The 25,597-nt window shown below is 58.7% G+C and carries 13 protein-coding genes and 4 pseudogenes; 15 read left to right on the forward strand and 2 right to left on the reverse strand.

The window, feature by feature from the left end:
- Window positions 1-22: 22 nt before the first annotated feature.
- The 6 genes from MUN84_RS08910 (at window position 23) to MUN84_RS08935 (ending at window position 7,282) form a co-directional block, all read left to right on the forward strand.
- Window positions 23-1,522, forward strand: coding sequence for a polysaccharide biosynthesis C-terminal domain-containing protein (locus MUN84_RS08910; RefSeq protein ID WP_244697607.1), 1,500 nt, complete (start codon window positions 23-25; stop codon window positions 1,520-1,522).
- Window positions 1,523-1,696: 174 nt separating this feature from the next.
- The gene (gene dut / locus MUN84_RS08915) at window positions 1,697-2,131 is read left to right on the forward strand and encodes a dUTP diphosphatase (protein ID WP_244697609.1); all 435 of its coding nucleotides are present in this window, start codon (window positions 1,697-1,699) and stop codon (window positions 2,129-2,131) included.
- Window positions 2,132-2,225: 94 nt separating this feature from the next.
- Window positions 2,226-3,236: a sugar phosphate nucleotidyltransferase gene (locus MUN84_RS08920; RefSeq protein ID WP_244697611.1), complete on the forward strand. Its 1,011-nt coding sequence runs from the start codon at window positions 2,226-2,228 to the stop codon at window positions 3,234-3,236.
- Between the two features lie 138 nt (window positions 3,237-3,374).
- On the forward strand, window positions 3,375-5,171 hold the full coding sequence (locus tag MUN84_RS08925) for a tetratricopeptide repeat protein (protein WP_244697612.1): 1,797 nt from the start codon (window positions 3,375-3,377) through the stop codon (window positions 5,169-5,171).
- Entirely contained in the window at window positions 5,164-5,928 is a 765-nt protein-coding gene (locus MUN84_RS08930) for a DUF4292 domain-containing protein (protein WP_244697614.1), read from the forward strand. Before MUN84_RS08925 ends, MUN84_RS08930 begins: the two co-directional genes overlap by 8 nt.
- Window positions 5,912-7,282 carry a murein hydrolase activator EnvC family protein gene (locus MUN84_RS08935; RefSeq protein WP_244697615.1) on the forward strand — a complete coding sequence of 457 codons (1,371 nt, stop codon included), beginning with the start codon at window positions 5,912-5,914 and terminating at the stop codon, window positions 7,280-7,282. Before MUN84_RS08930 ends, MUN84_RS08935 begins: the two co-directional genes overlap by 17 nt.
- Before the next feature lie 240 nt (window positions 7,283-7,522).
- Here MUN84_RS08935 and MUN84_RS22930 read toward each other — a convergent pair whose 3' ends face one another.
- Both MUN84_RS22930 and MUN84_RS22935 read right to left on the reverse strand, forming a co-directional pair.
- Window positions 7,523-7,906: a LytR/AlgR family response regulator transcription factor gene (locus MUN84_RS22930; RefSeq protein WP_262920705.1), complete on the reverse strand. Its 384-nt coding sequence runs from the start codon at window positions 7,904-7,906 to the stop codon at window positions 7,523-7,525.
- A gap of 81 nt (window positions 7,907-7,987) precedes the next feature.
- Window positions 7,988-8,353 (reverse strand): annotated as a pseudogene (locus MUN84_RS22935) (GAF domain-containing protein); the annotation flags it as partial.
- Window positions 8,354-8,803: 450 nt separating this feature from the next.
- Between MUN84_RS22935 and MUN84_RS08945 the strand changes: the two are divergent.
- From MUN84_RS08945 to sprA, 9 genes and pseudogenes are all read left to right on the forward strand, one after another.
- Complete coding sequence (locus MUN84_RS08945; protein ID WP_244697617.1) at window positions 8,804-9,028, forward strand: twin-arginine translocase TatA/TatE family subunit; 225 nt, start codon at window positions 8,804-8,806, stop codon at window positions 9,026-9,028.
- A 12-nt stretch (window positions 9,029-9,040) separates the two neighbouring features.
- Window positions 9,041-9,400 carry a twin-arginine translocase TatA/TatE family subunit gene (gene tatA, locus MUN84_RS23710; protein WP_311136866.1) on the forward strand — a complete coding sequence of 120 codons (360 nt, stop codon included), beginning with the start codon at window positions 9,041-9,043 and terminating at the stop codon, window positions 9,398-9,400.
- A gap of 12 nt (window positions 9,401-9,412) precedes the next feature.
- Window positions 9,413-10,851: pseudogene (gene gatA / locus MUN84_RS08955) on the forward strand (Asp-tRNA(Asn)/Glu-tRNA(Gln) amidotransferase subunit GatA).
- Window positions 10,852-11,062: 211 nt separating this feature from the next.
- Window positions 11,063-13,069 carry a LysM peptidoglycan-binding domain-containing protein gene (locus MUN84_RS08960; RefSeq protein WP_244697619.1) on the forward strand — a complete coding sequence of 669 codons (2,007 nt, stop codon included), beginning with the start codon at window positions 11,063-11,065 and terminating at the stop codon, window positions 13,067-13,069.
- Window positions 13,070-13,346: 277 nt separating this feature from the next.
- Entirely contained in the window at window positions 13,347-13,868 is a 522-nt protein-coding gene (locus MUN84_RS08965) for a hypothetical protein (protein WP_244697620.1), read from the forward strand.
- Between the two features lie 78 nt (window positions 13,869-13,946).
- Window positions 13,947-14,513: a hypothetical protein gene (locus MUN84_RS08970; protein ID WP_244697621.1), complete on the forward strand. Its 567-nt coding sequence runs from the start codon at window positions 13,947-13,949 to the stop codon at window positions 14,511-14,513.
- A gap of 160 nt (window positions 14,514-14,673) precedes the next feature.
- Window positions 14,674-16,949, forward strand: a pseudogene (locus tag MUN84_RS08975) (NADP-dependent malic enzyme).
- Between the two features lie 266 nt (window positions 16,950-17,215).
- Complete coding sequence (ruvA, locus tag MUN84_RS08980; RefSeq protein WP_244697622.1) at window positions 17,216-17,821, forward strand: Holliday junction branch migration protein RuvA; 606 nt, start codon at window positions 17,216-17,218, stop codon at window positions 17,819-17,821.
- A 257-nt stretch (window positions 17,822-18,078) separates the two neighbouring features.
- Window positions 18,079-25,523, forward strand: a pseudogene (sprA, locus tag MUN84_RS08985) (cell surface protein SprA).
- The last annotated feature ends 74 nt before the right edge of the window (window positions 25,524-25,597 follow it).

The raw sequence follows: 25,597 nt of genomic DNA on the forward strand, positions 1-25,597 counted from the left end.
CTTGAATTTACCTTTCTATTAGATGAGTATAGCCAAGCGACTGGCTTCGCAAACGGCCGTGTACGGCCTGAGTAGCATTGTGGGGCGCGTGCTGACGTTTTTGCTAGTGCGGGTGTACACCGGGCGGTTTGCGGCGGCGGAATACGGCATCGTAACTGGGCTGTACGCCTACGTTTCGTTTCTGAACGTGCTGTTTACCTACGGCATGGAAACTACCTACTTCCGCTTTGCCAACCGGCCCGGCACCGACCGGCAGGAACTCTACGACCGGGTCATGACCTTGCTGGTGCTGACCAGTGTACTGCTAAGTGGAGTAGTGGCCCTGCTGGCCCGGCCCCTGATGAGCTTGCTGAGCCTGCCGGCCGGCCACGAGCAGTACGCCGTCTGGATTGCCATTATTCTCGGGCTCGATGCCGTGGCAGCCATTCCGTTTGCCCGGCTACGGCTGGAAAACAAGGCCCGCAAGTTTGCCGGCATTCGACTGGCCAGCATCCTACTCAACATCGGGCTGAACCTGTTTTTCATCGTGCTCTGCCCCGATGTACTGGCCGGCAAGTACCTAACGAGCTTGCGCCCCCTGGTCGAAAGCGTGTACAACCCCACCCTGGGGGTAGGCTACGTGTTCCTGGCCAACTTGGCCGCTTCGGCCTTTACGCTGCTGCTACTGGGCCGGGAATTGCTGGATTTCCGCTTCCGCCTGAACCTAGAGCCCCTGCGGCCCCTGCTGCAGTACGCCTACCCCATCATGCTCATGGGGGTAGCGGGTATGGTAAATGAGATGCTAGACCGGGTTATTCTGCCCAGGTGGCTACCGGAAAACTTCTACCCCGGCCAAAGCAACCTGGCAGCCGTGGGCATTTACGGGGCCTGCTACAAAATCAGCGTGCTGATGAGCCTGGTTATTCAGGCGTTCAAGTACGCAGCCGAGCCGTTTTTCTTTGCCCAGAGCAACGAAAAGAACTCGCCTTACACGTTTGCCCTGGTGCTGAAGTGGTTTACGCTCTGCTGCACCATGCTGTTTGTGGGCGTGAGCGTGAACGTAGACATCGTAGCCCAAATATTCCTGCGCCGGCCCGAATACTTGCAAGGCTTGGCGGTAGTGCCGGTACTGTTGCTAGCTTACTTGTTTCTGGGCGTGTACTGGAACCTCTCCGTGTGGTTTAAGCTCACCGACAAAACCTACTACGGCACCTATATTGGCTTTGCGGGGGCAGTGGTAACGGTAGTCCTCAACTTCCTGCTGATTCCGCTGCTGGGCTACATGGGCTCGGCCCTGGCTACCCTGGCCTGTTACTTCCTAATGGCGGCCCTGTGCTGGTGGCTGGGCGAGCGGCACTTCCCCGTCCCCTACCCCATTGCCCGTCTGCTGGTGTGGCTGGCGCTGGCCGTGGGCGTTGTGGCCCTGAGCTGGTGGCTGCCCGTGGCGGCCGGCTGGCCCCGCTACGCCTTCCACGCCCTACTGACGCTGGGTTTTGTGGGCCTGATTGCCCTGGTGGAGGGCCGCCGCTTGCGCGCCCTCTGAATTTAGCAGTCTTCCGCCTTGAAACCCGTGAAATAACGCTAGCTTGAACCGTTTCACCGGGAAATTTCGCATCGGAATCATCCACAAATTCCTTGTAATCCGCCAAGCTCGTGCGGTAACCTCTGTTCCTCCTTCTACCTTTGGCGCGAGCAAGTGCCTGTGCTCCTTTGCTTCATGCTGATTTCCGTTATCAATACATCCAAGCATCCGCTGCCGGAGTACCAAACGGCCCACGCCGCCGGCATGGATGTGCGGGCCAACCTCACCGAGCCCGTTACGTTGAAGCCCCTGCAACGCGCCCTTGTTCCCACTGGCCTTTTCTTGGAAATTCCGGTGGGCTATGAAATGCAGGTGCGGCCCCGCAGCGGGCTGGCGTACAAACACGGTATTGGCCTGGTGAACAGCCCAGGCACCATCGACGCAGACTACCGCGGCGAGCTGAAGGTGCTGCTCGTAAACCTCTCCGACCAGGAGTTCGTGGTGCAGGACGGGGAGCGTATTGCTCAGTTGGTGGTAGCTCGCCACGAAACCGTAGCGTGGCAGCCCGTTGAGGTGCTCAGCGATACGGCACGCGGCGCGGGCGGCTATGGTAGCACCGGCGTGCAGTAGTGGCGCACCAGTAGCCCATCCTTACGTACACAGTACCTGCTTTAGGCTAGTATCACTCTTTACTCAACTTTTACCTTTCTAATACCACACCCGTATGAAAATCATCGTCCCGATGGCTGGTATGGGGAAGCGCATGCGCCCCCACACGCTTACTGTTCCTAAGCCCCTGATTCCGATTGCCGGCAAGCCCATTGTGCAGCGCCTGGTGGAAGACATTGCCAAAGTATGCGGCGAGCAGGTTGAGGAAGTAGCCTTTATTATCGGGCGCTTTGGCGCGGAGGTGGAGAAAAGCCTCGTGCAGATTGCTGAATCAGTAGGCGCCAAGGGCACTATTCATTACCAAGACGAGCCCCTGGGTACGGCCCACGCCATTCTCTGCGCTCAGTCGGCCCTTGATGGCCCGGTAGTGGTAGCCTTCGCCGATACGCTGTTTAAAGCCGACTTTATTCTGGACTCCTCCGCCGAGGGTACCATTTGGGTGCAGCGCGTAGACGACCCCAAGCCGTTCGGGGTAGTAAAGCTCAACGAGCAGGGCCAGATTACCGACTTCGTGGAAAAACCCCAGGAGTTTGTTTCCGACCTGGCCATTATTGGCATCTACTACTTCAAGGACGGCGAATACCTGAAGAACGAGCTGCAGTACTTGCTCGACAACGACATCAAGGACAAAGGCGAGTACCAGCTCACCAACGCCCTGGAGAACATGAAGAATAAAGGTACCTCCTTCGTACCTGGCCGCGTAACCGAGTGGCTGGACTGCGGCAATAAGGATGCTACCGTATTTACCAACCAGCGTTACTTGGAGTACCTGCAGGAGCGCGGCGAGAACCTAGTGTCGGAATCCGCTCAAGTGACCAATTCCGTCCTGATTCCGCCCGTGTACATCGGCGAAGGGGTTATCATTACCGATTCGGTGGTAGGTCCGCACGTTTCCTTAGGCAACCATACCAACGTACGCGCGTCCATCGTTTCTAACTCCATCGTGCAGCAGTCGGCCACGGTGCTGCACGCCAACCTGACCAATTCCATGGTGGGCAGCCACGCTACCGTCGCCAGCACGCCCAATGATTTGAGCCTAGGAGACTACAACACGCTGCGCGTGTGATATTTTTGCGTCTCCTGACGTTTCAGTAGCGCGGACCTTTGCCGAGGTCTGTCGTGTTGGGGTTAGGTTTCCTCGTTTCCAAACCGCGGCCGCAGGGTCCGCGCTACTGTTTTCATGAGTCGATTCGGTGCTTTTTCTGTGCTTCTGCTGGGCCTGCTGGTGGCCAGCCCCGGGTACGCCCAGCAGGCTAAGCCAGCGGCTCCCGCTACCGCTACGGCCCCCGAAAAGAAGCCCCGCAAGCTGACGCGCAAAGAGCGCAAGGAGCTGGCTCGTCGGGCGGCTCTGGATGCCGCCGCCCAGCAAAAACGCCCCTTATCAGAGAAGGACCGGGAAATCAGCGAGGCGTATTTCGTGGATGGGGTGCGGTTCGTGCTGCTGGAGGATTACAACAAGGCCCTCGAGCGGCTGCTGAAAGCCTACGCCCTCAACCCCACCAATGCGGCCGTCAATTACAAAATTGCCGAAACCAACCTGCTGAGCGGCAACCTCCAGGATGCCACGAACTTTGCGCAAGCAGCCGTAAAACTCGATCCGCAGAACGCCTATTACTACCTGCTGCTGGCCCAGATTTACGCCTCGCAAAAGCAGTTCGATCAGGCCATTGGCGTATACAATACCCTGATCAAGCAGGTGCCCAACTCGGGCTATTACCTCTTTAACCTGGCCGACCTGTACATTGCCCAAGGCAAGCTGAACGAGGCACTGGCGACCTTTGATCAGGCGGAAAAGCAGTTCGGCCCCCTGGATGAGGTATCCTTTAAAAAGCAGCAGATCTATCTCAAGCAAAACAACCTTGATAAGGCCTTGCAGGAAGGCGAAACGCTGATTACGGCCAACCCGAATGAGGTGCGCTACGTGCTGGCCCAGGCCCAGATGTACGCGGCCAACAACCGCTTCCCCGATGCCATTCGGGTGGCCCAGCAGGCCCTCAAGCAGGACCCAGACAACCCGCGGGCCCGCATGATTCTGGCCGACGTGTACCGCCAGCAGAACAACGCGCCGGAATCAGAAAAGCAAATCAAGCTGGCCTTCGAAAGCCCGGCCTTGGACATTGATGACAAGGTTCGGATTCTGGTTGACTACATCAAGCAGCTGCCCAACCCGGCCCTTAACCAAACGGCCCAGGACTTGGCCGCCATTACTACCCGGGTGCATCCGCGCGAAGCCAAAGCCTTTTCCATTGCCGGCGACATTCAGACGGTAACCGGCAACCGGCCTGCGGCTCGCGCTAACTATCTGAAGGCCATTGAACTGGACAACTCCCGTTACCAGATTTGGCAGCAGGTGGTGCTCATTGATGCCGAGCTCAATCAGGTTGATTCCTTGCTTACCCACACGGAGCAGGCTTTAGAGTTGTTCCCAAACCAGGCGCCCCTGTGGTTTTACAACGGCGTGGGCCATCAGCTGAAAAAGCAGCCAACCAAGGCCATCAAATCCTTGGAATACGGCCGCAAGCTGGCCACCGACAACCCCGAGCTGCTGGCTCAGTTCGACACCCAGCTCGGCGACACCTACCACGAGTTAAAGGAATACGCCAAGTCGGATGCGGCTTACGAAGCAGCCCTGACGTTTGACGCTAATAATGCTCAGGCCCTGAACAACTACAGCTACTACCTTTCCTTGCGGGGCGAGAAGCTGGACAAAGCCAAGGAAATGGCGGGCAAACTGGTCAAGCAAAACCCCGATAACGACACCTACCTCGATACCTACGGCTGGGTGCTGTACCGGCTGAAAGACTACAGCGGGGCCCGGCAACAGTTTGAAAAAGCGCTGAAAACTACCACGGATGCCACCGTAATTGAGCACTACGGCGACGTGCTGTTCAAGCTAGGCGAGGCCGATAAGGCCCTGGCCGAGTGGCAGAAAGCCAAAAAAACAGGCGGTGCTTCCCCGCTCATCGACCGGAAGATTAAAGACAAAAAACTATATGAGTAACCGCCTCCTGCTGGTGCTGCTCGGCGCCACACTGATGCTGGGCAGCTGCAACCGCAAACTGCTTTCTATTGGCTCCAAGGCCAATAAAACGACGGTACCCATGCCGGAGTCAGTGCGCGCAGCCAACGTCGATTTTCGTTTTCTGGCGGCCAAGGGCAAGGCGCAGTTTGACCAGCAGAGTGGCAACATCAACGTGCGCATTCGCAAGGACAGCGTCATCTGGATATCGGCCTCACTGATTGGGGTAGAAGGCGGCCGCATCTACATCACCCGCGACTCGGTGCAAGTGCTCGACAAGCTCCACCGCGAATACTACGCCGGCGACTTCGCCTACCTCAGCAAGCGCCTGAACGTGCCTGTCAACTTCGACATGCTGCAAGCCTTGCTGCTAGGTAACTACCTAGCGCCACTCAGCGCCGCTACCCAGCCTACGGTTACTACAGATGGTCCTGTGCAGCGGGTGAATTATGAGCAGGCGGGCCTGCTGGTGCAGCAACTGGTGAACCTGGAACGGGGGCGCATTCAGCAACTGCAGGTGCAGGTGCCGGCCAGTGAAAACAAACTCACCGTCGACTACTCCGACTTCCGGCCTTTGGAGCGCACTGCTCAGCCGTTTGCACACAGCAGCCTCGTGCAGGTGCAGCAAGGGCAGGCAGCGCCCTCCACGCTTACCATTACTTACCGCTCGGTAGATGTGGATAAGGAGCGGCTGCAGTTCCCCTTCTCGGTACCCAAGGGCTATGCGCGCAAAAAGTAAAAGCTGGCTGCTGGTAGTAAGTTGCGTGCTGTTGCTGGGGGTAGCCGATGCCTCCTGGGCGCAGCGCACGGGTTCCACGGGGCGTAAAACCAAAGCCCAACTCGAGCGGGAACGGCGCCTGACCCTGAAGCGCATCAATGAAACCAGCCGCATTCTGGAGCAAACCCAGCAGCAGAAGCAAGCTTCCGTGGGGCAATTGAATGCCCTGAAGGAAAAGCTTACCGTGCAGCAGGGCGTCATCAAGAATATCAGCAGTGAGCTGCGCTACATCGAAACCGATGTTAAGCAAACGGAAAACCAGGTGCAGCAAACCCGCCAGAGCCTGGAGCAGCTTAAAGCAGAATACGCCCGCCTAATTTATGCCGGTTCGAAAACGGCCAACGGCTACAACCGGGTCATGTTTCTGTTTGCTTCGGAGTCGTTTAACCAATTTATGCTCCGGTTGCGCTACATCCGTCAGTACACGGAAGTGCGCAAAGCCCAGGCCGCCCAAATCAGCCACACCCAGCAGCGCCTGAGCACCCAGCTCACCGGTCTCAAGGAAAAGCAGGAGGAAAAAGGCTCCCTGCTCACTACCCAGATTTCGGAAAAGAAGAACCTGCTCACGCTCAAAACCCAGCAGGACCAGGTAGTTACCAAGCTTACCCAGCAGGAGCAGAACCTGCGCCAGGAACTGGCAACCCGCCAGCAGGCCGTAACCCGCCTCGACAACCTGATTGCCCAACGGGTACGGGAGGAAATTGCCCGGGCTGCCCGCCTGGCAGCCCGGCGCGCGGCCGCCAAAGCCGCCGCGGCCCGCACCAGCACTGCCGCTACTGCCCCTTCTCGTAGTCCGGGAGCAACTGCCCGCACCAGCAGCACTGAGGCCACGGAAGCCGCCGCCGAAGCGGCCGCTGAGCGCGTGGACCGCGTCACGATGACTCCGGAGGGTGCCGAACTGGCTTCGTCGTTTCACGATAACCGGGGCCGGCTGCCGTGGCCCGTGGGCCGGGGTTTTATCAGTCAGCACTTCGGCCGGCACAACCACCCCGTGCTAAAAAATGTGGTAGTGGAAAACCGGGGTGTTGATATTCAAACCAATGCCGGGGAACCGGTGCGGGCCGTATTTAGCGGAAAGGTACTGACCGTGGCCAGCGTGCCCGGCATGAATACCATTGTAATGGTGCAGCACGGCGACTACTTCACGGTATACGCCAAGCTGCGCAGCGTCAGCGTTAGCGAGGGGCAAACCATTAGCGCCCGCCAGACCATTGGTACCGTTTCTACGGACGCGGAAGGAACTTCCGAAGTGCAGTTTCAGGTGTGGCACAACAGCTCCAATCTGAACCCGGAAAACTGGCTGGGCCGCAAGTAGGTAGCAAAAAAAACACCGCACAACATGCGGTGTCTTTCTGAGCTATGAAAACAAACTTAGCTATCAGAATCCCTCCCCTTACTTAGCAACTGCGGTAAGGCGGCTAGCCTAGCAAGGGTAATCCCCGATAACATGACGAAAGATACATGCGGCGGTATTGCCCGCTCCCGCAATTTCGCTGAATGTGTTTTTTCCCTCGGTGAATACTAGCATTCCGAATGCTTTTCCTACCTGTTGAGCTTAAATAAGATTTAAGCGGCTTAGCAGCGCAGCTTTATAGGAGCTACCAATGGGCACGGGCAACACGCTGGTAGCCTGCTCAGCACTGCGGCCGGCTTCTACGATAACTGCGTCGTTCTCGATGGCAATTATGCGGTCCAGCCGCACAATGTACTTGCGGTGTACGCGGGCAAAGTCGCGGAGCGGCAGCTTGGCTTCCAGCTCCTTCATGGTGCTGTACACCGTGTACCGCTCACGACCAGAGTAGATGTTCACGTAGTCGCCAAGCGCCTCCACATACCGGATATCAGATGTATTCACCCGCAGCAGTTTATGATCCTGTTTTATAAAAATTTCGTTCTGCCCTCCATGTAGGTAGAATGATTCAGCCGTGTCGTTGGCCATGCGTAGTAGTCCCTCCAGCTTGAGTTTTTCTTCTTCCAGCTGCAGGCGGGCCCGCCGCAGCTCCAGGTGCGACACTACTTCCCGGGCCAGAATGCGGAGTGCATCCCGTTGCTCCTCCGTCAGGCGGCGGGGCACAGTATCAATGGTGCAGATGGTGCCAAGGGCCTGCCCTTCCGGGGTTATGAGCGGGGCACCGGCATAAAAGCGAATGTTCGGGTCGCCGGTAACCAGGGCGTTTTGCTTGAAGATGGGGTCCTGAGTCGCATCCTCCACTTCGTACACTTTGTCTGAGAGAATGGCGTGCTGGCAAAAAGCCAGGTGGCGGGGTGTGCTCTTAACTCCCAAACCTATTTCGGCCTTAAACCACTGCCGCTCGGCATCCAGCAGCGAAACCAAGGAAATAGGGGTACCGCAGATGTAGGCTGCCAGCCGCACCAAGTCGTCGAAAACCGTTTCGGGGGCGTGTCCAGAATGCGGTAGTTACGCAGGACCTCCAAGCGAGCAGCTTCGTCGAAGCGGCGGGTAAGTGGCTTTACAGCACTTTCCGCGGTGGAAAAAGTAGGTGACATCAGGAAAGGGAAAGGAGCAGGTAGTACAGCGGAAGAAAGGTAGGGTAGTCTATAACTAATTCTCTAAATAGCAGCAATGGTGGCAATTTGTTGTACGCACCCCGCTGAGCAGCTGCATTTGCCGGCTTAACATCATCATTCACTGGCTGAAGCTGTTGCCACTCAGTCGGTTCCCGCGCGTTGTAGCCGGCAGACTCCTGGCAGAAGCCTGGAGCCACCCGGGAACTGATTTTGAAATTATGCGGTACCTTTACCAATCCCAATGCGTACAAGGCTGCGTATACGTAGCTTTGCCACATAATAACCCGACCTGTTGGTCTTCCTCCTTATGAATTTTGCCACCCTTTTGCTTGGTATTGGCGGCCTTGGCGGCACCGAACTCCTGCTCATCGGCCTCGCTATCATCCTCTTATTCGGAGCCAAGCGCATTCCGGAGCTGTTCCGGGGTATGGGCCAAGGCATCCGCGAATTTAAGGATGCTTCTAAGGAAGAGAAGCCGGAGTTCCGCGATGGCCCAATCAACCCGAATGATCCCACGGCTCCCCGCCGCTAATTGCTCGTAGCCATGAACACTCCTTTCTTCCTCTTCTTAGGTGATTTGGGCGGTGGTGAGATAATGCTCATCATGGTCGTTATCCTCATTTTCTTCGGGGCCAATAAGATTCCGGAACTAGCCCGCGGTTTGGGTAAAGGTATCCGCGAGTTCAAGGACGCTTCCCGCGAGATTCGGAGCGAAATTGAAAACTCCGGCCAACCTCAGCAGCCCTACCAGCAGCAATTCAACCAGCAACCCTACCAGGCCCCCGTGGCCCCAGTAGCCGAAGCCCCGGCCGTTACGCCGGTGGCCCCGCCCATGGATGGTGGCCTAACCCCTCCGGTTACGCGCCCCGCCGAAGAGCGGCCCCGCCTCGACCAAATGAACTAAACCCTTTTCGTCTTGAAACGCTTTAACTCCCTCACGGAAGTTCGCCACGAGCTGACGGCAGGCACCACGTCCTGTCGTCAGCTCGTGGCTTATTATCTGGATAATATCCGCCGCAAAGAACACCTGAATGCCTTTTTGGAGGTGTGGCCCGAAGAAGCCCTGGCCCAAGCCGAGGCCGTTGATGCCAAGCTGGCCGCCGGTACAGCCGGCAAGCTAGCGGGCATGGTCATCGGGCTGAAAGATGTGCTGGCTTACGAAGGCCATAGCTTGCAGAGCAGCAGCCACATCCTGGACGGCTTCAAATCCTTGTTTACGGGCACGGCCGTGCAGCGCCTGCTCGACGAAGACGCCATTGTGATTGGGCGCCAGAACTGCGACGAGTTTGCCATGGGTGCCTCCAACGAGACATCCTATTTCGGCCCCGCCCGCAACGAAATTGACCCCGAGCGAGTACCCGGTGGCTCCTCAGGAGGCTCGGCGGTGGCGGTGCAAGCCGACATGTGCTTGGCTTCCATTGGCTCCGATACGGGGGCTCAGTGCGTCAGCCAGCCGCTTTTTGCGGAATTGTGGGCTTCAAACCTACCTATTCACGCATTTCGCGCTACGGGCTGGTTGCTTACGCTTCCTCCTTCGATCAGATTGGCACGCTGACCCGCTCGGTGGAAGATGCCGCCTTGCTGCTGGAAGTAATGGCCGGTCCTGATTCGTTTGACAGCACCGCCAGCAAGCGGGAAGTGCCTGCCTACAGCCAACAGCTGACGCCAGCCCCGCACTACCGCATCGGCTACATCAAGGATTGTCTGGAGCGGCCGGGTTTGAATCCGGAAATCAAGGCGGCCACGGAGCAGGCGCTGGAGCAGTTCCGGGGCCAGGGCCACGTGGTAGAAGCCGTTGATTTTCCCTACCTCGACTTCATTGTTCCCACCTACTACATCCTGACCACGGCCGAAGCTAGCTCCAACCTAAGCCGGTACGACGGGGTGAAGTTTGGCTACCGCGCGCCGGATGCTACGGACTTGGAGTCGCTCTACAAGAAAACGCGCGCTCAAGGCTTCGGTCCGGAAGTGCAGCGTCGCATCTTGCTGGGCACTTTCGTGTTGAGCGCCAGCTATTACGACGCTTACTACACCAAGGCCCAGCGCGTACGCCGCCTCATCAAGGAAAAAACCGACGAGCTGTTGCGCGAGTACGACTTCCTAGTGCTGCCCACTACCCCTACCACGGCCTTCCGCATCGGCGACGTGAATAAGGATACGCTGGCCATGTACCTGGCCGACATCTTCACGGTGCAGGCCTCTTTGGCGGGCGTACCTGCTATTTCGGTGCCCGCGGGGAAAGATGCGCAGGGCTTGCCCATCGGCTTGCAGATTTTGGCGGGTGCCTTCCGCGAGGAGCACCTACTAGCGTTTGCCAGCACCGTGACGGAAACAGCAGTTCCCGTAGAGGCCTAACCAGCCCATAAAAAACAGCCCCGGAGTTTCGCTCTGGCTTCTTCGCTACTGACTGCCGCGGGCAGCCTGAAGCAGGAGCTTAAGCGGAGCTTCGGGGTTCTTATTCGCTGCCGGGCTGGCATTTATGTCAATCCGTGCTATTTTTGAAGATGCGCTGGGCTGAGGCACAGCAAGTTGAGGTTTTCGGCTTACCTGCCAGTTTCCATGTAAGATGAAGAAGTCGTTGCTGCGTGCTGCTGTTCCGTTGCTATTTGCCGCCTCCGTGGTTCGCCCCGCGGTAGCCCAGGTGCGGCCCGAACTACCTCCTACCTCGCCTGCTCAGGCGCCACCAGTGGCTGATGACTCGCTGCGGGTTAACCTGGAGTTGCTGCCCGATTCGTTGGTATCGGCGCCAGTCCCGGTTGACTCAGTGAAGCTGGTGTGGCTCCGCACGCCGCCCGAGCTGCGTGACTTGGTGGGGGACCGAATTAGCTGCTTTGAAACCGATGTTCCGCACGTCTTTAATTCGCATGTGCTGGCGTTTGTGCGGCTCTTTACGGAACGGCAGCGCGGCTATACTCAGCGCGTGCTGGAGCGTGAGAACCTGTATTTTCCGCTCTTCGAGAAGTATCTGGCCAAGTATAATCTGCCCACGGATCTGAAATACCTGGCCGTAGTAGAATCCGCCCTGATTCCGACGGCTAAGTCCCGAGTAGGCGCTACCGGCTTGTGGCAGTTTATGGGCCCCACGGCCAACGACCTACGCCTGCGCCGCGACGAGTGGGTAGATGAACGCATGAACCCGGAAAAGGCTACTGAAGCGGCCTGCAAGCACTTACGCTACCTCTACGGCGTGTTTCACGATTGGGAAATGGTGCTGGCAGCCTATAACTGGGGCGCTGGCAACATGCAGAAAGTCGTGCGCCGCACGGGCAAGAAAACGTACTGGGAAGTGCACCCGCACTTGCCGGCCGAGACACGCAACTACGTGCCCACCTTCACGGCCATTATGTACACCATGAAGTATGCCCAGCAGCACCAGTTGCACTCCCCTACCCTCAAGTATCAGTACGCCGAGGCCATGGATACGCTGCAGCTGGGCGGCCGGGCCTTCGATTTGACCCGCTTGGCCCGGGCCTGCGGCTACCCCGATTCTATGACGCTGGCCCGTCTGAACCCGGAGCTGCGCAAGCCCTGGCTACCCCAAGGTTACCGCCCCTATGCTGTGCAGCTGCCGGCGGCGGCTCGCCCGGCCCTGGCCGTCGTCGATAGGGAGACGTTGTTTGACTACTGCCGACCCCTAGCCGAGCTGCCGCAGCCGGTACTTCTGCGCCCCGTGCTGCTGGCCGGCATTGAGCCATTTCCTGCCCGCAGCCTAGCTGCGGCCGGAGCTTCGGCCGGCGGACACGCTACGCCGCCCCGGTATCGCCGGGTGCGTCACACCGTGAAGCGCGGCGAAACGGTGGCTTCGGTGGCGGAGCGTTACGAGGTAAGTGCAGCCCAGGTGCGCCGCTGGAACAATTTGGGCAAGCGCTCAGCCCTGACACCGCGCAGTCAGCTCGTGGTTTTTGTGCCGTCACCCGCCACCCAACTGCCGGCCGGGCCTGTTGCTACCTCCGAAACCCATGTTCTTGCAGCTACGAATATCCGACCGACACTCGCAGTGCCGGTGCGAGTAGGTACCAGCAGAACCAAGCCCGTGACTTCGGAGGTCGAAGACATTACGGCACCAACGCCCGCTCGTCCGGCAGCTGCTAAGCAAGTTCTGGCCGCAACCCGGCCGGCTCGTCCTGCCTCCGAGGTGGCGACACCAACGGCTCTCCCCGATAACCCAGCTTCTACTACCTACACGGTACGGCGGGGTGACTTTTTGGAAAAGGTGGCTCGCACTCATGGCCTGACGGTAGCTCAACTCATGGCCCGCAACAAGCTAGCCACGGAAACGCTTACCCCCGGCCAGAAGTTGAACCTGCAGGAGCTGGCGGCGGAACCTGCAGCAGAGCTTCTAACGGCCACTCGCGAAACTGCCGCCGCGGCCCAGGAACCAGCGCGACGAGCCAGCCGGCCGGCTTCCCGCTCTTTGTTGCCCACTCCGCAAGTACACTTGGTTCAGCCAGGCGATACGCTCTACAACATTTCCCGCCGCTATCAGGGCCTCACGGTTGAGAAGTTGCGGGAGTTGAACCACCTACAATCGGACGAGGTGAAGCCCGGCCAGAAGCTCATTGTAAAGAGCTAGTGGTATTATCGAGCTACCTATTAGAAAGCGCAGAACTTCTTCTGCGCTTTTTTTATGCCTAGTTATCAAGTATGTAGCTTAAAATTTTCTCGCCCGGCACAAGGAGTGGAACTATTTCACTAAAAGTTGGCACGGCGCTTGGCTAGTTCGGTCATACGCCCTTCCATCCTTTCCTTCCCTTTTACTTATGCTGACATTCGTACGTATCCTGTCCAGTATATCTCTACTGCCCTTGCTGGCAAGTTGCTAGCAAGATATTGAAACGCCAGAACCCACCGTGACGCCTCCCGTGCAGGAGGCCAACATCAACTTCACGTACACCTACCCCACCGAAAGCAAAGGGCAAACGTTCCTGGCGCCGGCCCCTTCCGGTCGGCTGGCCTCCGATAAACTAACGCTGCTCTTTGAGAAGGAGCCCCGCCCAGCGGGCCTGGGTACCGAAGAAAGGGTGGAGTTTGTTCTGCCCAAAGGCAAGCAAAAAGCCGGGTTGGTCGGCACGTACACCCTATCCTCCCAACCCGACCCGGGTCAGGGCGAGGTGCTGGCTACGTATGAGCGCCCCGCCTACGGTACGGGCATCTACCTGAACAAGTACTCCGGTAACTCGCACCGGCTAGAGGGTAGCTTCGTCATTACCGAGTTCAACTCCGCCCGCCAACTTATCAGTGGGTCGTACACCTTCACTATTCGCAACGCCAAGGACCCGTACGTGTACCTGGCCGTCGGTTCGCAGGCAGACAGCCGGCGCGACTGTGAGATTAAGAGCTACGGCACGTTCACTGAAATTCCGCTGCTCTAGCCCATCCTTAGCTGTACCTATTTCATCCGTAGTCTGATGCATTTTTCGCCACGCCTCCTTCTCCTTGCCGTTCTTACTATGGGGCTAACTTCCTGCGGCTCTGATTCCAAACAGGAAGATCCTCAACCAGTGGTTTCGGCAACTCCCTCCGAGTTGTCGATGGCGCGCACTATGACCTACCCGGCGGCATCCTCCCGTAACAATGGCTTGTCTTACACGCAGCAAACCTTATCCGGCGCTGCCGTACTTGAGGAGAAGAGGTTTTACCTGAATTTCGTAGCGCCGGAAGGTGTCGACCGAGTTAATTTTGAGGTACCCCGAACTGCCCTTTCCCCGGGCCTGACCGGGACGTATCCGGTGCTGAGTCGGTCCAATTCAGGTGGGGTAGTGCCGGCTTTGTATGTGTACTACCGCGTTAACGTGGCAACGTCTCTGAGCGGCAGCCTCTATTATAGCGCCCAAAACCAAGCGCAAGGGCAGCTCACTATTACCGCCTACGATGCCACCCGCAAGCTTATCAGTGGCACCTATGAAATGCAGCTCACGAATATCCACGATCCTCTGGAAGGTCCGCTGCCCAGCTCTACTGCCCTCCGGTGCGACGTGAACCTAACCGGATCCTTTAAAGACCTGAAAGTAGAATAAGCTACTCGCCGATTCGCGACCTTCATCGTAGCGCTCCGAGCTCAGCAGAACTCGGAGCGTTTTTTTCTATCCGGGCGGGGGCGCGTACCTTTGCCACGGGTTACTATTGCCCATTTTGCTTTCTTGCCCTTTCAAGGAAGCTCCACCCTAGTACCGTAGCATGCTGAAAATAAATAAACAGGACGCGCTGAACTACCACTCTCAAAGCCCCGCCGGCAAAATTGAGGTAGTCCCAACCAAGCCCGTTAGTACGCAGCTGGACCTGGCCCTGGCTTACTCGCCGGGAGTAGCGGAACCCTGCAAGGAAATTGCTGCGAACAAGGACGAGGTGTACAAGTACACCGCCAAGGGCAACCTGGTGGGAGTTATTAGCAACGGGACGGCCGTGCTGGGCCTGGGCAACATCGGCCCCGATGCTTCCAAGCCAGTAATGGAGGGTAAGGGCGTACTGTTCAAGAAGTTCGCGGGCATCGACTGCTTCGATATTGAAATTGACGCGACGGATCCGGAGGAGTTTATCCGCATTGTAAAGTCGTTGGAGCCGACGTTTGGCGGCATCAACCTAGAAGACATCAAGGCCCCCGAGTGCTTCCCCATTGAGACGGCCCTGCGCGAGCAGATGAACATTCCGCTCATGCACGACGACCAGCACGGCACGGCCATTATTTCCTCGGCGGCGCTGCTGAACGCTCTGGAGGTAGTTGGCAAGAAGATTGACGAGATTCGGGTGGTAGTAAGCGGGGCCGGAGCCGCGGCCATCAGCTGCCTGCGCCTGTACCTGGAGTTGGGTTTGAAGCGGGAAAACGTGGTGGTGTTCGACAAGGACGGCATCATCCACCCCAGCGCACCGATTTGGCGGCCCTGCAAATGCAGTTTGCCACCGAGCGGCCCATTACTACCCTGGCCCAGGCCATGGAAGGCGCTGACTTCTTTCTGGGGCTTTCGGCGGCCAACGTGCTGGCTCCGGAGCTGTTGCTGAAAATGGCGGCCAACCCTATTGTGTTTGCCTTAGCCAACCCCGATCCGGAAATTCCTTACGAGGTAGCCATGGCCACCCGCGAGGACATTATTATGGCGACGGGCCGCTCCGACCACCCCAACCAGGTCAACAATGTGCTGGGCTTCCCCTACATTTTCCGGGGAGCTCTGGACGTACGCGCCACCGAAATCAACGAGGCCATGAAGCTGGCCGCCGTGCGCGCCCTGGCCGAGCTAGCCAAGGAGCCCGTGCCGGATATGGTGAACAAAGCCTACGGCGACAACACCTTATCCTTCGGTCGCACCTACCTGATTCCCAAGCCTCTGGATCCGCGCCTGATTACGGCTGTGAGTCCGGCCGTAGCCAAGGCCGCCATGGAAAGCGGGGTAGCCCGCATTCAGATTGAAGACTGGTTTGCCTACGAAGACGAGCTACGCGCCCGCCTCGGTGTCAATCAGAAGCTGATGAACCGCATTACCCAGGCGGCCCGCAGCAACCCCAAGCGCGTGGTATTTGCCGAGGGCGACACTTACAAAATTCTTAAGGCAGCGCAAATTCTGCACGACGAAGGCATTGCCCAGCCCATCCTGCTCGGTAACCGCAACAAGATTGCGCGCATCGCCCAGGAAAACTCCCTTGACTTGGAGGGCTGTCAGGTTATCGACATCCTGCACGAGGAAGCCAAGCGCGAGGAGTTTGCTCAGAAGCTGTACGAAAAGCGTCAGCGCCGCGGCATTACGCTCTACGAAGGGCGTCGCCTGCTGCGCGAGCGAAATTACTTCGGCAGCATGATGCTGGAAACCGGCGAGGCCGATGCCTTTATCACCGGCTTAAGCAAGGATTACGGCAAGAGCATTGTGCCTTCCTTGCAGGTGATTGGGGTAGCCGAAGATGTGCAGCGCGTCGCCTCTATGTATATCATTCAGCACAAGAAAGGCCCGTACTTCTTCGCCGATACCACCGTGAACATTGATCCTTCGGCCGAGGAAATGGTGGAAATTATCGGGCTGACTTCGCGGGCCGTAAAGTTTTTCGACACCGAGCCACGGATTGGCGTAATCAGCTACTCCAACTTCGGCTCCAACCCCGGCGAGCTGCCCGATAAAGCCCGCCGCGCCACCGAGCTAGCCAAGCAGCGCTACCCCGAGCTGATTCTGGATGGGGAAATGCAGGCCAACACGGCCCTGAACCCGGAGCTGCTGCGGGAGCAATATCCCTTCTCGCCCCTAGCCGACAAAGGCGGGGCCAACACGCTCATTTTCCCGAACGTTATTAGCGGCAACATTGCCTACAAAGTGCTCCAGGAAATAGGTGGGGCCGAGGTTATCGGGCCGGTTTTGATGGGCATGCGCAAGCCTGTGCATATCCTGCAGCTCGGTGCCTCCGTCCGCGAAATCGTGAACATGGCTGCCATTGCCGTAGTCGATGCCCAACACCCCGACGGCAAGGGCTTGTAGGCCTCAGCAGTAAGGAGCTAGAAACGAAAAGTGAGTCTTTTGTTCTGTGGGCAGCAGCTTTCAGAACGAAAGGCTCACTTCTTGCTTTCGCCTACCCACTTCTATTCCAGAGCTTTGATTCCGGGCAAATTCGCCCCAACTTGCTCAACCACCTTACCGGCCCGCCCAAGCCGGCTAACCTAGTTAGAACAGCTAAACACCTTGGCACAAATCCCGGCTGTAGCGTGTTGTATCCGTTCTGACAGTTTTTACTTCAACCACCCCGCATGATTGCCTACGTCGACGGTAAACTCGCCTATAAAGACCCCACCCAAGCCATTCTGGACGTGAACGGCATTGGCTACGAAATCCGGATTTCCCTGGCTACTTATGCCAAGCTGCCCGCTGACGGGGAAAAGGCCAAGCTCTACACCTACCAGCACATTAAAGAAGACGGGCAGGCGCTCTACGGCTTTCTGGACCCTAATGAAAAGGCCTTGTTCATGCAGCTGATTTCGGTTTCGGGCATTGGGCCGGGCACGGGCATTGTCATGGTGTCGTCGATGTCGGTGGGCGAAATCCGCCAAGCCATCGTCAGCGAGGACGTGCGTTCTATCCAGAGTATCAAGGGGGTAGGCCCCAAAACGGCCCAGCGTGTGGTGCTGGAGCTCAAGGATAAGCTGCGCAAAGATGAGCTACTGGCTAAGGCCGGCATTGATACCGTACCGCTAGCCAAAGCGCACAATACCAACCGCAGCGAAGCGTTAGCGGCTTTGATAACGCTGGGCTTTGCGCGGGCCGCGGCCGAGAAAACCCTCGACCAGATCCAGCACAAGCACGGCAACGACCTGAGCGTGGAGGAATTGATTAAATTCGCTCTTAAGTCTCATTAGAAGCTGCTGGCTGTTAGCTGTTGGCTGACAGCTTTTTGATTGGTCTGACTGTCCGGGTCATCCGTCACTACCACAGCTATGTCCTTCTGAAAAAGCTAACAGCTATTAGCCAGCAGCTAACGGCTTATAACCATTTGGTTTATTGACGCTTGAATACCGGTAAGAAGTCCCTTGCTGCCTCTCTAGCAGCAGTTGTATCGTTGGTAGCGTGGTGGTCGCAGGCGAAGCCGTTGGGTAGCGCGGCTACTCCCTTTGCCATGCAGCAGCTTTGGTCGGATTGGTTGCCCGCTAGCTCCCTGCGGCTGCGCCTGCCGCTGGGCTTTGCTCCCGATACGCCCCGCATTGATACGGCCCGCTACCGGCCCAGCCGGCGCCCCCGCGTAGCCCCGCAGGACCGGGTGGGCACGCCCTTCGCGCCGCAGCGTCGCCGCTCCCCGCTGGTACTACCCCTACCCTCTAACGTGCAACTCGATGTGCAGGCCGACGACAGCCTGAAAAACTTCGATGTGCGTGAGAAGCTGGGCTCGGACTTGGACTACCGCGACCCGAGCCGCATGACGTTTGAGGAGTACTCGCGCTGGCAGCAGCAGCAGGCTGTGCGCAACTACTTCCGCCAGCGCTCCGCCGGAGGCGTAGCCGGCGACGCCAACACGCCCGCCAGCCGCCGCCTGATTCCGAAGATTTACTTAGGTCCTATGGCCGACCGAATTTTCGGGGGCAGCTACGTGGATATCCGGCCCCAGGGCTCCGTGACGCTGCGCATGGGCGCCCGCTTCAACCGCAACGAAAACCCTACCCTGACGCTACGCCAGCAACGCGTAGGCGACTTCCAGTACGACCAGAACCTCAACCTGAACCTGACCGGGCAGATTGGGGAAAAGCTCAAGCTGACCTTTAATTACGACACCCGCGCGGCCTTCGATTTCGAGAACAACATGAAGCTCGATTACACGGGCTACGAAACCGATATCATCCGCAAGGTGGAGCTGGGCAACGTGTCGTTGCCCCTGAACAACTCCCTGATTACGGGCGGGCAGAACCTGTTCGGGGTGAAGGCCCAGTTCCAGTTCGGGCGACTGGGTATTACCACCGTGGCCAGCACCCTGCGCGGCCAGGCCGATGAGGTGCGCATCCAGAACGGGGGCCAGAGCCGGCAGTTTGAACTGAAAGCCAGCCAGTACGAGCGGGACCGGCACTACTTCCTGTCCCAAGCCTTCCGCGACCGGTACGACGCTTCCCTGCGCAACCTGCCTACGGTACAGAGCGGGGTGGAAATTACCAACCTGGAGGTGTACGTCACGAACGACAACCGCCAGAGTGACAACCTGCGCAACGTGGTGGCCCTCATGGACGTGGGTGAGCCCCAGCGCCTGTACCGCCAGCGCTTTCAGAAGCCGGCGGGCCCCAACGCCCAAGCCGATAATAACGCCAACACCCTGCTCAGCCAGATTCTGGCCGGCGGCGCCACAGCTCGCAACGAGCTGGGCGTGGATGACTACCTGACGGGCACCCTGCAGCTGCAGCGCAATATCGATTACGAGCACATTCGGGCCCGCAAGCTGGACCCGCGCGAGTACACCTACAACGCGCAGCTGGGCTACATTTCGCTGAATACGCAGCTGCTACCCGAGCAGGTGCTGGCCGTGTCCTACCAGTACGTAGACAACCGGGCCAGCGGCACCCGCTCCAATGCGCCCAAGCAGGTAGGTGAAATCAGCTCCATTGACTACGCTTCCCGCAATCAGGACGAGGTGATTTTCCTGAAGATGCTGAAAGCCACCAACCCCGGCGTGGGCCTGGCCGACCCTACTCAAAACCCAACCAACCAAAACCTACAGACGCGCAACCTGCCGACCTGGGATTTGATGATGAAAAACATCTATCCCCTGAACGCCTCCCAGCTCAACCGCGACAATTTCCAGCTCCAGATCATCTACAAGGATGACGTGACGGGCGTGGACTTGATTTCGCTGAAGGAAGGCCAGCGCATTGCCAACCGCCCCCTGATTGAGGTACTCAACCTCGACAACGTCAACCCCAACAACGACCGGAACCCCGACGGTAACTTCGACTTCTTCCCCGGCATTACCATTGACACGGAGCTAGGCAAGATCATCTTCCCGGAGGTGCAGCCGTTTGGCTCCTACCTCGCGGCGCAGTTTGATACCTTGGGCTCTACCACCGAGCGGGAGCTAGCGCGCAAGTACGTGTACCGGGAGCTGTACACCCAGGTGCAGAGCGACGCCCAGCAGCGCCAGGAAAAGGACAAATTCTTTCTGCGCGGCCGCTTCCAGGCTACCGCCACCGACGAGATTAACCTGCCCGGCATTGGCATTGCCGAGGGCTCGGTGCGCGTGCGGGCCGGCAGCACTCTGCTGCAGGAAGGCGTTGACTACCAAGTTTTTTACGATCAGGCCAAGGTAAAAATATTGAACCCCAGCTACCTCAACTCGGCCAACGAGCTGCGGGTAGAGTTCGAGAAAAACGCCCTGGTGCAAGTGCAGCCCCGCAAGCTGCTGGGCGCCCGCTTCGACTACCGGGTGTCGCCGGACCTCAACTTTGGGGCTACCGTGCTGCACCTGCGCGAAAACCAGGCGCCCGGCATTAACCGCGTCAACATCGGCGACGAGCCGGGCAACAACACCATCTACGGCTTCGATGTGAACATGCGCCGGGAGTCCCGGGCCCTGACCAAGTACCTGGACATGCTCCCCCTGCTTTCAACCAAGGAAATTTCCTCGGTGGCCTTCAGTGGGGAGTTTGCCCAGTTGCTGCCGGGCCAGTCGCGGCTGGGCAATGGGGAAAGTGGCGGCGAAAACGGCGTCTCCTACCTCGATGACTTCGAAAACGCCCGCACGCCCTACACCTTAGGTGGGTTGAACTCGGCTACTACCTGGCGTCTGGCGGCTACCCCGGCTCCGCTGGGCGGCAACGTGCAGGGCTTGGAAGCGGGTTACCGCCGGGCCAAGCTGGCTTGGTATACCGTAGACCAAACCTACTACACCAACGGCCAGAGCAAGCCCCAGAATATTGGGGTGAACGACCTGAAAAACCACTACGTGCGCGGCATCAAACGCACGGAAATCTTCCCAAACCGCGACGTAGGTACCACGGGCAACTCCTTCGAGTCGACTTTTGACTTGGCTTACTTCCCCGATGAGCGCGGCCAGTACAACTACACGCCCAACGTGGACCCCAGTCAGCCGCGCCGGTTTTCCGCTACGAATGCGCCCGCTAACCGAGCCCGCTACGGGGGCGTTTCCCGCGAAATCACCTTTGACACGGACTTCGACAACGCCAACGTGGAGTACCTGGAGTTCTGGCTGATGGACCCGTTTATCACCACCCAGAACGGCCGGGTAGTTGACTCCGACGGGCACCAGTCGAACAACACGACGGGCGGCGAGCTGTACATCAACTTGGGCTCCGTTTCGGAAGATGTGCTCAAGGACAACAACCGCTACGAGTTTGAGAACGGACTGCCCGTAAATGAGGCTGATCTAAACCAAAACACCAGCCCCACGCCCTACGGTCGGGTATCGCGCCAGCCTTTCCTCACGGATGCCTTCAGCGCTACCCCGGGGCCCGGGGCCGCCAAGACGTGGGCCTGGACGGGGTAACTGACGCAGAAGAAAAGACGCTGACCGGCGCTCCGGCCGTGTACGGCTCGGTGCCGGACCCCGCGGCCGACAACTTCCGCCACCACCTCGACGAGAGCTACGACCAGGCCGACGCCAAGATTCTGGCTCGCTACAAGGATTTCAACGGCATGGAAGGCAACTCCCCGGAGGGTAGCCAGCGCAGCTCCACCGCCTTCCCCGACAAAGAGGACCTGAACCGGGACAACGTGCTCACGGACACGGAGCGCTACTACGAGTACCGGATTCAGCTGCGGCCCGGCGCTCCAATGGAGGTAGGGCAGAACTTCATCGTGGACAAAATCACGAACAAGAATGCCGACACCGATAACGAGGAAGTAACCTGGTATCAGTTCCGAATTCCGGTGCGCCAGCCTACCGGGATAGTGGGCACCCTGCAGGGCCAGGATTTCGGCTTCAAGTCGATTCGCTTCCTGCGTATGTATCTGACGCAGTGGGAGCAGCCGGTGGTACTGCGCATGGTGCAGCCCCAGTTTGTGGCCAACCAGTGGCGCCGCTACCTCACCAAAATTGCTGACCCAACCCAGGTTATTGTAAGCCCCGACACGGATGCCGATGCCTTTAACATTTCGACGGTAAGCATTGAGGAAAACGGCCCGGCAGTTACTGCCGGCTCCGATGCCATTCCGTACGTGCTGCCGCCCAACATCCGCCGCGACCGGGAGTACGGCTCCAGCACCGTGAATCGGCAGCAAAATGAGCAGAGCCTGCGCCTCGTGGTAGAAGGCCTGCGCGACGGTTTTGCCAAGGCGGCCTACAAGAACGTAAACCTGAACATGCTGCGTTATAAGCGTCTGCGCATGTTCCTGCACGCGGAAAGCGAAGACGGCACCGTGCGCGACGGCCAGCTGCGGGGCTTCGTGCGCATCGGCACTGACTATACCCAGAACTATTACGAGTACTCCCGGCCCTTGGAGCTGACCCAACGGGGTCTTGGCTCCTACACGGCCGATAATGTGTGGCCCGAATCCAACCGCATCGACCTGAAGTTGCAGGACTTTATTGATGCCAAGGCCCGCCGCAACCAGCAGGCCGCTGGCAGCGCCGACTACACCAAGCCCTTCGTGGTGACCCTGCCCGACAACTCCACGATTACCATTGTGGGTAACCCCGATTTGTCGGCGGTACAGGGCGTGATGATTGGCATTCTGAACCCACGCGACGACAACGCCAGCAAAAACCTGACGCTCTGGGCCGATGAGTTGCGCGTCTCGGAATTTGACACCGAAAACGGCTGGGCCGCTACCGCCCGCTTCAACGCCAAGCTCGCCGACGTGGCTAACATCACGGCCACGGGTAGCTACGTAACCACCGGCTTCGGGGGCCTGCAGGACCGCGCTCAGCAGCGTTCCATCGACAACATTGCCCGCGGCGACGTAAACGCTACCATCTCGGCCGATAAGTTCTTCCCCGAAAAGCTGGGCATCCGGGTGCCGGTGCTGGTGCAGGCCGGCGTGGAAAGCCGCGCCCCCAAGTACGACCCCCTCGACCCTGACACGGAGCTGAGCCAGTCCTTGCAGAAGTTTGACACGGCGGAGGAAAAGGCCGCCTACCGCAAGGAGGTAGTCGACCAGACCAGCCAGCGCAGCATTTCCCTGCTGAACGTGCGCAAGGAGCGCACCAACCCCGAAAAGAAGGTTCGGCCCTACGACATCGAGAACTTTGCCCTGAGCTACTCGCTCACGGAACGCCTGCACACCGACGTCCGCACCGACCGGGACTATACCCGCACCTACACCGGCGCCCTGGCCTACGTGTACCAAGCTACCCCGCGCAACTACACGCCCCTGGCCAAGGTGAAGGCGTTTGATTCGCCCTACCTGAAGATGTTCCAGGAGGTGAACTTCACGCCCCTACCCTCCCGCTTCTCCTTCCGCGCCGACTTGGACCGCCGCTACAACGAGCGGTTCCTGCAGCGCACCCTGGAGCCCGGCCAGGTACCCGTGACAGCTGGCATTCCGGGCGTGTTCCAGAAGTCGTTTTTCCTGAACCGTATCTACGACCTGCGCTGGGACCTAACTAAAGCCCTGGCCATTGACTACACGGCCACCAACCGCGCGGTAGTGGACGAAGGTCCCGGTCGCACCATTGGGGACGACGCTATTGCCCAGCGCAACCGCCAGCAACTACGCGACAACCTGTTCCGCCGCGGGGGCCGCACTACCAACTTCAACCAGACGGTAGCCTTCACTTACCGCCTACCCCTGGACAAATTCCCGCTCACCGACTGGCTGTCGGCCGATGCCCGCTACGCCGCCAACTATACCTGGCAGGCGGCTTCTACGGCCTTGCGCGCCCCCCTGCACCCCGGCAACCCCGCTGATACCACCTCCGGGCGGCTGAACCTGGGCAACACCATCCAGAACAACGGGGAACTGAGTGCCAACGGCAAGATTGACTTGGTGAAGCTCTACAATAAGGTGCGCTTCCTCAACATCATCAACAACGCCCCGCCGCCCCAGCCCCGCGCCCAGGCCGCCGACAACCCCCGCGACCTGCGCGGCGGAGTTGCCCGCCGCGCCGCCCCTGGCGTGGTGCCCGACCCTGCCCAGGCTGCCGCCGATTCAGCAAAGGGTCCGGAGCTGCGCGCCCTGAAAGCGGTGCTTCGTTCCCTGATGACGGCTCGTTCCATCAACTTTACCTATACCCGCTCCAACGGAACCCTGTTGCCCGGTTACCTACCTGGCACCCGCTTCTTTGGGATGAACAGCGACTTTGACGCGCCCGGCGTGCCCTTCCTGCTCGGCCGGCAGTATGACCTAGACAACCTGTATCAGCGGGCTTACAGCCGCGGCTGGTACACCGACAGCAGCCAGTACCTGAACACGCCGCTCAGCTCCCTGCTTACTGAGGCCCTGACCCTGCGCACCACTTTGGAGCCCTTCCGCGACTTTGTGATTCAACTGGATGCCCGCCGCAACAAGGTGGAAAATAACGAAGTGTTTTACCGCCTGCAGGTGGATACGGTGAAGCTTACCCCCATTCCCGGCCTGGGGCCACAGCCCAGCAATGCCTTGGGCTCCGGTACCTTCAACACCTCGTTCATTTCCATTCAGACCTTGTTTGGGGACCTGAGCAACCGCGGCGAGATTTCGAAGGCCTTCCAGCGCTTCGTGGATAACCGCGTGTTTGTGCAGCAGCGCCTCTCGGCCGACAACCGCACCGTAGACCCGACCAGCGGCCGTACCGGCACGTACAGCTACAACTCCCAAGATGTACTGCTACCCGCTTTCCTGGATGCGTACCGGGGCAAGTCGTCGGATGGCTACAAGTCGAAGAAGTTCAACCCCTTCTCGGTGCTACCCATCCCGAACTGGACCATTGCCTACAACGGCTTGTCGGAGTTGCCGTTTGTGCAGCGCTACTTCCGCTCCATTCAGCTCAGCCACGCTTACGCCTCCAACTACAACATTAACGGCTATACCACCAACGCCCTCTATACCCGGGAGCCGGAGGGCCTCCCCGACCGGGTAAACCTGACCAATGGCCAGTACGTGCCCTACTATATTATTGGGCAGGTGACAATTGCCGAGCGCCTAGCTCCGCTCATTGGCCTAAACTTCCAGACTACTGGCAAGCTCAGCGGCCGCCTGGAATACCGCATCGACCGTAACATTGGCTTGAATACAAACAACGCCCAGGTAACGGAATTGCACTCCACTGAAATGATTGTGGGTTTCGGCTTTGCCACGAACCGCCTGAAGCTACCCTTCCGCATTGGCGGGGAGCAGCGCATCCTGCGCAACGAGCTGAATGTGCGCTTCGACCTCAGCATCCGCGACAACTTCACCATTCAGCGTACCATTCTAGATGTGGTGGACCCCGGCACCACGGGCACGGCTTCCGCAGGCCGGGCGTTCGGCCAGGTAACCAATGGCTCCCGGCAGTTCCAGCTGCGCCCTACCGTCGACTACGTGCTTAACCAGCGCCTGAATCTGCAGTTCTTCTTCACTCAGAACATTACGGATCCGCGGGTAGAGAATGCCTTCCGCAACACGGCTACGGAAGGAGGAGTCCAGCTCCGCTACAGCCTGTCGCAGTAAGGTGAAATAGTGAGATAGTGAAATGGGGAGTTTTCCTTTCGTGTGGCTTCGGTGGCACGAAAGGAAAACTCCCC

The organism is Hymenobacter sp. 5516J-16 (genome assembly GCF_022919335.1).
GTDB classification, from domain to species: Bacteria; Bacteroidota; Bacteroidia; order Cytophagales; family Hymenobacteraceae; genus Hymenobacter; species Hymenobacter sublimis.

What these genes read in the sequence shown, in the direction of transcription:
- tatA (WP_311136866.1), top strand. Translation starts at nt 9,041, where the DNA reads ATGAACACTCCTTTCTTCCTCTTCTTAGGTGATTTGGGCGGTGGTGAG.
- MUN84_RS08920 (WP_244697611.1), top strand. Translation starts at nt 2,226, where the DNA reads ATGAAAATCATCGTCCCGATGGCTGGTATGGGGAAGCGCATGCGCCCC.
- MUN84_RS08970 (WP_244697621.1), top strand. Translation starts at nt 13,947, where the DNA reads ATGGGGCTAACTTCCTGCGGCTCTGATTCCAAACAGGAAGATCCTCAA.
- MUN84_RS08935 (WP_244697615.1), top strand. Translation starts at nt 5,912, where the DNA reads ATGCGCGCAAAAAGTAAAAGCTGGCTGCTGGTAGTAAGTTGCGTGCTG.
- MUN84_RS08945 (WP_244697617.1), top strand. Translation starts at nt 8,804, where the DNA reads ATGAATTTTGCCACCCTTTTGCTTGGTATTGGCGGCCTTGGCGGCACC.
- MUN84_RS08930 (WP_244697614.1), top strand. Translation starts at nt 5,164, where the DNA reads ATGAGTAACCGCCTCCTGCTGGTGCTGCTCGGCGCCACACTGATGCTG.
- MUN84_RS08910 (WP_244697607.1), top strand. Translation starts at nt 23, where the DNA reads ATGAGTATAGCCAAGCGACTGGCTTCGCAAACGGCCGTGTACGGCCTG.
- MUN84_RS22930 (WP_262920705.1), bottom strand. Translation starts at nt 7,906, where the DNA reads ATGGCCAACGACACGGCTGAATCATTCTACCTACATGGAGGGCAGAAC.
- dut (WP_244697609.1), top strand. Translation starts at nt 1,697, where the DNA reads ATGCTGATTTCCGTTATCAATACATCCAAGCATCCGCTGCCGGAGTAC.
- ruvA (WP_244697622.1), top strand. Translation starts at nt 17,216, where the DNA reads ATGATTGCCTACGTCGACGGTAAACTCGCCTATAAAGACCCCACCCAA.
- MUN84_RS08960 (WP_244697619.1), top strand. Translation starts at nt 11,063, where the DNA reads ATGAAGAAGTCGTTGCTGCGTGCTGCTGTTCCGTTGCTATTTGCCGCC.